Consider the following 7,916-nt stretch of genomic DNA (forward strand, 5'->3'; position numbering starts at 1 on the left):
TCATTGATTACTCACTGACCACCCCCTGTTTAAGTTGGAAATTTCAGAAGAGGCGACAACTATGCTGGCACAGGGGGGTAGCATGGTATTGATGGCCTTAGTCATGATCGTTAAACCGTCAACGGTTGCGCCAGAGCCTGGCACGCCGGTTGTTTCTCTGCATAGCAAACCGTCCGCCTGGGTGGGGTTGTTTCTGGCAGGTGTCTATGGTGGATTTGTTCAGGCTGGGGTTGGTTTCATGCTGATTGCGGCGCTGGCAGGAGGACTGCGTTACGATCTGGTACGCGCTAATGCCCTGAAGGTGGTTTGTACAGCCTGCTTCAGCCTGTTGGCGTTAGGGATCTTCATCTGGTATGACCTGGTGTTATGGGTGCCGGGGCTGATTCTTGCCGTGGGTTGCATGATCGGGGCTCACTACAGCGTTCGATTTGCCATACAGGCCTCCCAAGCTACCTTGAAATGGTTGCTGTTCGTGATGGTTGTGCTCGCCTGTGGTGCTGCGATGCTGGACTCTGTAGGCTGATTATTCAGGTTGTTGCTCTTTGATGGGCATGCTGATCTGGTCATGCTGCTCGGTGGAAGCCAGCTTCTGGAAGGTTTTTCCGGATAAATGCACCAGGGTTTCGTGGTCGCCGGCTTCCAGGTATACATCCTGTTGCTGCAGGAAGCGGTCATCCCACACCATGCTCATGTCAAAGGCAGGCCCAATGGCGGGGATTGCGCCGGTTTTGCAGTCTGTGAATCTCTGTTGCAACTCGTGCTCTGAGGCCAGGCGTAGTTTCTGATCGGTGAGCTCCTCGACGGTATGAAGGTGCAGCCGCCGGCCTGCGGGAATGACAGCCATCAGGAAGTTATCGACGTGATCTTTAAGGATAACGGCTTTGGCGACTTCCTCACTCGGAACGCGTGCAGCAATAGAACTTTGCATGGCGCTCATGCTGGGGTTGTGATGAATCAGCTCAAAATCAACCTGCTGTTGTGCAAGGAATTGAGACAGCTTTTTTGAAACACTCATAACGATTACTTCTCAATGTTGAGTCGAACCTGAATGATCTTCAGGCTGTACTCAGTATATGACCCACCCTGACGGATCATCAGATCAAACCTTTCTAAGCAGCGCCGCTTAACGAAACTCCTGACATAGAAGAAAAACTGAACGGGCTGGCTATACTCTCCAATAATGGGATAACTATGATTATGGGGTTGGCTACAGGATGGAAGCGCAGGGATGCGTTCAATGCGCCTATGTGGATTATAAAGGCAGGCGCTGTGAAGATAGTGCTGAGAATGAAGGCGGTTTGTGCTTTTGGCATGATCCGGAGGCGGATAAGCAGGGGGATGATATCTGCGAGCGCGTGGAGGCGATTGCAAAATCAGGCCGACCCTTGACGGGATTCCAGTTGAAGAATGCCAATTTGCGCAATGTACACCTTGTGAATCGAGGTTGTCAGGACGGTTATGACCTGACGGATGCTGACCTCAATCATGCTGATCTTCGTGATGCGCATCTTTATAACATCAACTTGCAGGGCGCTTGTCTACTCAAGGTAGATGCCAGATATGCGAATCTCAACTCTGCCAATCTGACCCGCGCCAACCTGCTGGGTATCCGGCTTGATGATGCGAAGATCGAGCACATCCGCTGGGGTAGCATTATCCTCCAGGCTGCAGAGAGCAAGAAGCTCAGGAAACGCGAATCGAATCGAAAAGAAGGGGTGCGACGACTGAATGAAGAAGCAGAGGAAGTCTGCCGGAATATTCGTCGCCAGTGTGAGCTTCATGGCTTGCAGGAAGAGGCAGGTGAGTTCTTTCAAAAAGAGATGCGCTACCGCCGTTATCAGTTGCCCACTTATTCATGGCAACGGTTAGTGTCGAAAACCGTTGACCTGTTGTGTGGCTATGGAGAGCGCCCCATGCGGGTCATCGCTTTCTCAGCAGCCATGGTTGTGGTTTGTGCTTTTCTTTACGCCATGATCGGAGTCAGTGCAGGCGGTGAGATCATTCAGGTACACCCTGAACTGGGGTGGCAGGCCAACTGGGCCAAGCTAATGGAATGCCTTTATTTCAGCGTGGTGACGTTTACAACGCTGGGTTATGGTGATATCGCCCCAGTGGGCATAGGCCGAACGATCGCGGCCTTCGAAGCATTTCTGGGAACATTCATCCTAGCGCTCTACGTGGTGGTCTTTGTAAAGAAGATGACCCGTTAAGCAGCAAGGGGATGGCTCTTATGCGTTACCTGTTTCAGACAGGGTGGTAGCGTACGCCGTTGTAAATAATGTCGTCTCTCTCTACAAGACTCTCGCAGACATATTCGGGCGCAATACCTGCCAGGTAGTAACGATCGCTGGCACCGACTTCCAGCCACTCGGGAAAAGCTTCACCGTTGAAGTGCATGCATAGAGGCCCGGTTGCGGTGATAGGGGGAAGTTGATGGGACTGTTGGACGGTGACGTCCATGAGGTCATAAATCAGAATTCCCAGGAAAACGGATGCCAGAAAGGCAACCAGAAACAGTCCCTGAACCGCACCAAAGATGGCAGCGAAGAAGAAAATCGCTGCGGTTATGAGTCTTGCCAGAAGAAAGCGTTGCTTCATAGCGTCACCTGCGTCTGTTATGAACCCCAGCCATCACAGCTGTTGATGGATAATGTTTATTGCAAGCATCCCACTCACTCTTGTCGAAACTAAAGAATAGCCTCGTACGATATCGTTGCAGAGTATCCCCTTAACCGGAAGGGCACATCTTACTAAGAATTGGCAGAGAGCCGTTGTCAACAGCTTCGGTAGGCCTCTTCTTCTTCAATATCGCAGCTGATAGCCGCATGGGGCTGGCCGAACATCAGTTTCTGGAACTCGTTTCGGTGCATATGGATGAGCTCCCGATGATTACCGCCTTCGATGTAAATATCGGCAACGGTATTGAGCGCATCGTCCCAGACTGTTTTCATGCCGTAGGCGATGCCCATGGCCGGTATGGCGCCGGGCTGGCAGTCTGGGAAGAGATCCTGCAATGTGGTTTCCTGCACCAGTTTCAGGTTGCGATCCAGGCGCATGTTCAACCAGGCCAGCATCAATCGATTACGTGATGGCATCACGGCCATGACATAGCCTGTACCATCTTTCAACACAACCGCCTTGGCCATGGTTCGATCCGGAATACAGGCTGAACGTGCAGTGTTTGCCGCCCGTTCTGAATAGGGATGGGATACCACTTCATAGTTCGTACAGTTTTCAGCGAGAAAAGTCTCTAACTGCGGTGAAATGGACATGATGCCTCCGACAACTGCTGCTTACCGCCATGTCTCAGTTGCATGTAAGTATATCGGATTGTCAATAAATCTTTTGTTTATGTCAGTGACGTTTTAAGACAGATTAAGTACGAACAGTTGTTTTTTTATAAATACCGGCCATAAATATCGGGGTAAATACGGGCTGTGTCCGTATTCGTGAACATGACACCATCGGGTCTTACTGTGTTGCAGTGTAGGTGCACATCGGCACTACACAGAGGAATACCAGGAGATAGATGATGAGCAGCTTGGGAAATGCGGAACTCAACCTTTGTCGCCAGATGCGGCAGGAGTTTCACCGTTATCCGGAGTTGTCGGGTGCTGAAAGTCATACGAGTGAGCGATTACAGCGCTTTTTGGCGGCACATATCAGGCCCGATGAAATGCTGACCGGTATCGGAGGGCATGGTGTGCTGGCTTTGTTTGAGAGTCAACATCCTGGCCCGACGGTTGTCTTCCGTGCTGATATGGATGCAGTTTCGGTTCATGAAACCAGCGTGGTTCCCTACCGGTCAGAGCATGAAGGCAAGGCCCATATGTGTGGTCATGATGGCCATATGACAACACTGCTGGCATTAGGGATCAGGCTGGCACGTGAGCGACCAGAGAGCGGGCGGGTTGGATTATTGTTTCAGCCTGCGGAAGAGGATGGTACCGGCGCCATGGCGGTATTGGCCGATGAACGGTTTCAGGCACTGGCGCCGGACTATGTGATCGGATGGCATAATCTGCCAGGCACTGCGCTGGGTACCCTGCTGGTGCGATCCGGCAGTTTTGCCTGTGCATCCTGTGGCATGGAGATTACCTTCACCGGCAAAACCTCTCATGCCGCCAGGCCGGAGGATGGAATCAGCCCGCAGACGGCGATGTGTCGACTACTGGAGCAGCTTACCGCGCTTAGTACGCCTGTCGAAACTGATGAGGAATTCGCACTGGTAACGGTTGTGTATGCTCGCCTGGGAGAGCCGGCTTTCGGTATAGCGCCAGGTGACGCCACCATTATGGTGACTCTGAGAACCGCGGCAGATCATCGTATGCAGGCGCTCAGGCAAAAAGCGGAGGCGTTGGTGATACAGGAGGCTGAACAGGCCGGGTTGCAATGTTCGATCCGTTACCGCGATGAATTTGCGGCAACAGAGAATCATCCCGTGGTCGTTTCCCTCGTTATGGATGCGGCGGAAGAGGCAGGTTTAAATGCCGAAACGGTAGAGCGCCCGATGCGCTGGTCTGAAGATTTTGGACAGTTTACCCGTCACTGCAAGGGGGCACTGTTTTGTCTGGGGAGTGGTGAGTCCTGCCCGCAACTGCATAATCCGGATTACGATTTTCCGGATGCGTTGATTGAGCTTGGCAGCAACATCATGCTACATGCCGCCAGACGTCTGTTAATGGTTTCTACTCCCAATTAATTTTTCCAGCAGGAAGGTGGTATATGCGTTCAGCGTTTATTATCCTTTTCAGGGGTGTGGAATTTTTTGAACAAAACAACCAATAAGAAATGCAGAATGAAAGTGTTTAAAAACGGTTTTTTGCCAGTTGTACTTGCGCTTTTCCCGGGATTGGCAAGCGCATCGGGTGGTGGATATGAGGTGCTTGGGGCGACTGAAGATCCACTGGCTTATCTCTGTATCGCCATCTTTGTCCTTGCCTACATCATGGTCATGGGTGAAGAGGTGCTCCACCTGCGTAAATCCAAGCCGGTCATTCTCGCCGCCGGTATTATCTGGGCGCTGATTGCTACCATTGCCCACGATTATGGTGTGGAGCATGAAGCGCTACGTGCCGCTGTGTTGCACAACCTGGGCGAGTACAGTGCGCTGTTCCTTTTCCTGCTGGTGGCCATGACGTTCATCAACACCATGGAAGAGCGTCTGGTCTTCGATGCCCTGCGAGCACGATTAATGCAGATGGGGCTGAGTTTCCGCCAGTTGTTCTGGGTAACCGGCACCCTTGCCTTTTTCATCTCACCCGTGGCTGACAACCTGACCACGGCCCTTTTGATGGGGGCGGTGATTATGTCTGTCGGCGGCGACAGCAAGCGCTTCGTGACCCTGGCGATGATCAATGTGGTGGTTGCAGCCAATGCCGGCGGTGCTTTCAGTCCGTTCGGTGATATTACGACACTGATGGTCTGGCAGGCGGGTAAGGTGGAATTTTTTGGGTTCTTTGCTTTGTTCCTGCCTGCTGTTGTGAACTTCGTGGTGCCGGCTCTGATCATGAGTGTATTCGTTCCGTCTGAAAAGCCTTCTGCGATTGATGAGTGTGTCCAGGTAAAGCCGGGGGGGCTGGTTGTCTGTGGCCTGTTCCTCGTGACGATCATTCTTGCTGTGACCTTTGAGAAGGTGTTTTCGTTGCCGCCGTTCATGGGCATGATGACTGGTATGTCATTGTTGATGTTTTACACCTGGTACTTAACTTACAAGAGTCGAACAACAGCACAGGAGCTGGATGAGAGTGAAAAAGGGGAGCTCGATATATTCCTGAAGGTGGCTAAAGCAGAGTGGGATACGCTGCTGTTTTTCTTCGGCATTATCTTTGCCGTCGGTGGTCTGGGTTATCTGGGCTACCTGGAGATGATATCTTCGGGTATGTATGCCGAGCTGGGCCCTTCGGTGACGAACATTGTGGCCGGGTTGATCTCTGCCGTGGTGGACAATATTCCGGTCATGTTTGCGATCATCAGCATGGATCCTGAAATGGGGAATTTCCAGTGGTTGTTGATTACGTTGACAGCCGGTGTCGGTGGCAGTTTGCTCTCGGTGGGCTCTGCGGCAGGGGTTGCCCTGATGGGGACATCCAAAGGTACTTATACCTTTATGGGGCACCTGCGTTGGTCCTGGGCAATCGCTTTGGGGTATGCCGCCAGTGTTGGCGTGCATTTCCTGCTGAATGGTGGTTAGCGGTGCCTGTGCTTTTGTCAGGGCAGGTGGTATGGCTATATCACCTGCCCTTCTACCTGAACGCGTTTGCCAGTGTCTTTTATGAGTGGCTGGCCATCGCCAGCCTGACACCAAAACCAATCATCACCGTTCCGCTCAGCCAGCGACCCAGCTGTTGAGCGCGTCGGCTTTTTCCTAGGGCTTGACCCGCTTTCGCGGTAATCGCGATAAGAGCTAGGTAGCAGACCGCCGAAATGGCAGCGAATACCAATCCCAGCATAATAAACTGCGCTTTCACATCGACATTCGGGTCGACAAAGTGGGGCAGAAAGGCCAGGAAGAACAGGATGACCTTCGGGTTCAGCAAATTGGTACACAATGCCTGCAGAAAGGGACTGGTGGTACGCTTGGGCTTATCTATTGGCGTTGTATGTTCGCCATTTTTCAGTTTCATGATGCCAAGCCATACCAGGTAAATAGAACCCACCCATTTCAACACGGTGAACGCACTCGCGGATGCGGCCAGAAGGGCTGCCAGCCCCATGGCGGTGGCTGTGGTATGCATCAGCAGACCGGAAACCGTTCCGGCCGCAGCTTCCAAACCCATGCGGAAACCTTTTCGTGCGCTCCAGCCTGCGACCATTACCATATCCGGTCCCGGTATCATGAAAAGGATCAGTGTGGCCGATACAAATGCCAGCCATTGCTCCATACCCATTGCTCTCGTTACTCCTGTCAAATAAGCCCATTGGTTGTTTCTTTCGATCGCTGAACCAGTGGCGAAGTGCCTCCCTGTTTCTTGATTCGGGCTTTGGACTGAAGTACCGGTTGTTAGTTCAATGGAAATGCAAAAAAAGAATCAATAATATTGAGTCGCGCCTGAGCTGGTCATTATCAGGAAGGGGATAAGCGTTGGGTTGGCGGATCAGCACGCTATGCGGCGCTGATCCATTTGCAGGCGTTATGTTTGACTGGTGCTGGTATGCAGGCCACATTCACGGTTTCCCAGTACCTTGGTGGGATCGAAATAATCGTCTTCAATGGGGAGGTCGTGCTCGACCAAGTACTCCTCAAGATCCAGCTCAGACCAGTAAAAGACGGGTGCCACACGGAGGATGCCGTTCTGGGTTTCCGTCAGGATATCCAGGTTCTGGCGAAAGGCGGTTTGCTCCTTACGGATAGCGGTGAGCCAGACGTCGGGTTTGGCCTCGGCCATGGCACGCTGGAAAGGTTCCAGCTTGACGTCATGGGTGAAGGCATCATGCGTCGGGGTGTCGACATCCGGAATGCCGCCATAAATCGCTTCCCGGCAGGCACGACTATAGCGGGGGTGATAAATGCGGATGTTCAGATCCAGTCTTTGGATGAGCTGATGGGCAAACCGGTAAGTGGCCGGTGTACCGTAGCCGGAATCAATCCAGACCACCGGAATGTCCGGTTTGCGACTGGCGCACAGGTGGATAATGGCCGCTTCATGGGGGCCAAAGTTGGTCGTCAGTACCGGGTTTTTTGCCTGTTCGAGGGTCCATGCAACGATATCAGCGGGGTGACGGTTGGCCAGCTCACGGTTGAGACTTTCAAGATCCAGTGTCATAGGCATATTGTTGTTCTGGTTTACGGGGAGGCTAGGATAGGGTACGTGGATACCAGAAGGCAAGGCAGTCATCCTTAACTCCCGCTTAACGATCTGAAGAAGTAAGGCTAAATTGAATGAAGAGAGCGTCCCCTGTGCTCTTCAGGCAAA

9 protein-coding genes are annotated in these 7,916 nt (G+C 52.4%); 4 read left to right on the forward strand and 5 right to left on the reverse strand.

The genetic code is table 11. The features are described 5' to 3' along the window. Positions 1-61 precede the first annotated feature (61 nt). On the forward strand, positions 62-523 hold the full coding sequence (locus ABD892_RS12640) for a sulfite exporter TauE/SafE family protein (RefSeq protein WP_345196102.1): 462 nt from the start codon (positions 62-64) through the stop codon (positions 521-523). On the opposite strand, the gene ABD892_RS12645 is transcribed toward ABD892_RS12640, so the two are convergent. Further along, a complete protein-coding gene (locus ABD892_RS12645; RefSeq protein WP_345196103.1) occupies positions 524-1,015 on the reverse strand; it encodes an aminoacyl-tRNA deacylase in 492 nt (163 codons plus the stop codon). It lies immediately after the preceding gene. Between the two features lie 199 nt (positions 1,016-1,214). Here ABD892_RS12645 and ABD892_RS12650 point away from each other — a divergent pair, with 199 nt between their 5' ends. Continuing rightward, complete coding sequence (locus tag ABD892_RS12650; RefSeq protein ID WP_345196105.1) at positions 1,215-2,210, forward strand: ion channel; 996 nt, start codon at positions 1,215-1,217, stop codon at positions 2,208-2,210. 34 nt (positions 2,211-2,244) lie between these two features. Here the strand turns inward: ABD892_RS12650 and ABD892_RS12655 are convergent, their stop codons facing one another. Further along, entirely contained in the window at positions 2,245-2,598 is a 354-nt protein-coding gene (locus ABD892_RS12655) for a hypothetical protein (protein WP_345196107.1), read from the reverse strand. Positions 2,599-2,774: 176 nt separating this feature from the next. Beyond that, a complete protein-coding gene (locus ABD892_RS12660) occupies positions 2,775-3,272 on the reverse strand; it encodes an aminoacyl-tRNA deacylase (protein ID WP_345196108.1) in 498 nt (165 codons plus the stop codon). Positions 3,273-3,532: 260 nt separating this feature from the next. On the opposite strand from ABD892_RS12660, the gene ABD892_RS12665 reads away from it, so the two are divergent. Then, positions 3,533-4,702 carry an amidohydrolase gene (locus tag ABD892_RS12665; RefSeq protein ID WP_345196109.1) on the forward strand — a complete coding sequence of 390 codons (1,170 nt, stop codon included), beginning with the start codon at positions 3,533-3,535 and terminating at the stop codon, positions 4,700-4,702. A 96-nt stretch (positions 4,703-4,798) separates the two neighbouring features. Then, positions 4,799-6,193 carry a sodium:proton antiporter NhaD gene (nhaD, locus tag ABD892_RS12670; protein ID WP_345196110.1) on the forward strand — a complete coding sequence of 465 codons (1,395 nt, stop codon included), beginning with the start codon at positions 4,799-4,801 and terminating at the stop codon, positions 6,191-6,193. Positions 6,194-6,272: 79 nt separating this feature from the next. On the opposite strand, the gene ABD892_RS12675 is transcribed toward nhaD, so the two are convergent. After that, positions 6,273-6,890, reverse strand: coding sequence for a LysE family translocator (locus ABD892_RS12675; protein WP_345196112.1), 618 nt, complete (start codon positions 6,888-6,890; stop codon positions 6,273-6,275). A 243-nt stretch (positions 6,891-7,133) separates the two neighbouring features. Beyond that, positions 7,134-7,838: a phosphoadenosine phosphosulfate reductase domain-containing protein gene (locus tag ABD892_RS12680; RefSeq protein WP_345196114.1), complete on the reverse strand. Its 705-nt coding sequence runs from the start codon at positions 7,836-7,838 to the stop codon at positions 7,134-7,136. Positions 7,839-7,916: the final 78 nt, after the last annotated feature.

This window comes from Kistimonas scapharcae (genome assembly GCF_039540975.1).
Lineage (GTDB): Bacteria > Pseudomonadota > Gammaproteobacteria > Pseudomonadales > Endozoicomonadaceae > Kistimonas > Kistimonas scapharcae.

Coding starts and splice junctions, on each gene's coding strand:
- ABD892_RS12640 (WP_345196102.1), top strand. CDS start 62: ATGCTGGCACAGGGGGGTAGCATGGTATTGATGGCCTTAGTCATGATC.
- ABD892_RS12645 (WP_345196103.1), bottom strand. CDS start 1,015: ATGAGTGTTTCAAAAAAGCTGTCTCAATTCCTTGCACAACAGCAGGTT.
- ABD892_RS12650 (WP_345196105.1), top strand. CDS start 1,215: ATGGAAGCGCAGGGATGCGTTCAATGCGCCTATGTGGATTATAAAGGC.
- ABD892_RS12655 (WP_345196107.1), bottom strand. CDS start 2,598: ATGAAGCAACGCTTTCTTCTGGCAAGACTCATAACCGCAGCGATTTTC.
- ABD892_RS12660 (WP_345196108.1), bottom strand. CDS start 3,272: ATGTCCATTTCACCGCAGTTAGAGACTTTTCTCGCTGAAAACTGTACG.
- ABD892_RS12665 (WP_345196109.1), top strand. CDS start 3,533: ATGAGCAGCTTGGGAAATGCGGAACTCAACCTTTGTCGCCAGATGCGG.
- nhaD (WP_345196110.1), top strand. CDS start 4,799: ATGAAAGTGTTTAAAAACGGTTTTTTGCCAGTTGTACTTGCGCTTTTC.
- ABD892_RS12675 (WP_345196112.1), bottom strand. CDS start 6,890: ATGGGTATGGAGCAATGGCTGGCATTTGTATCGGCCACACTGATCCTT.
- ABD892_RS12680 (WP_345196114.1), bottom strand. CDS start 7,838: ATGACTGCCTTGCCTTCTGGTATCCACGTACCCTATCCTAGCCTCCCC.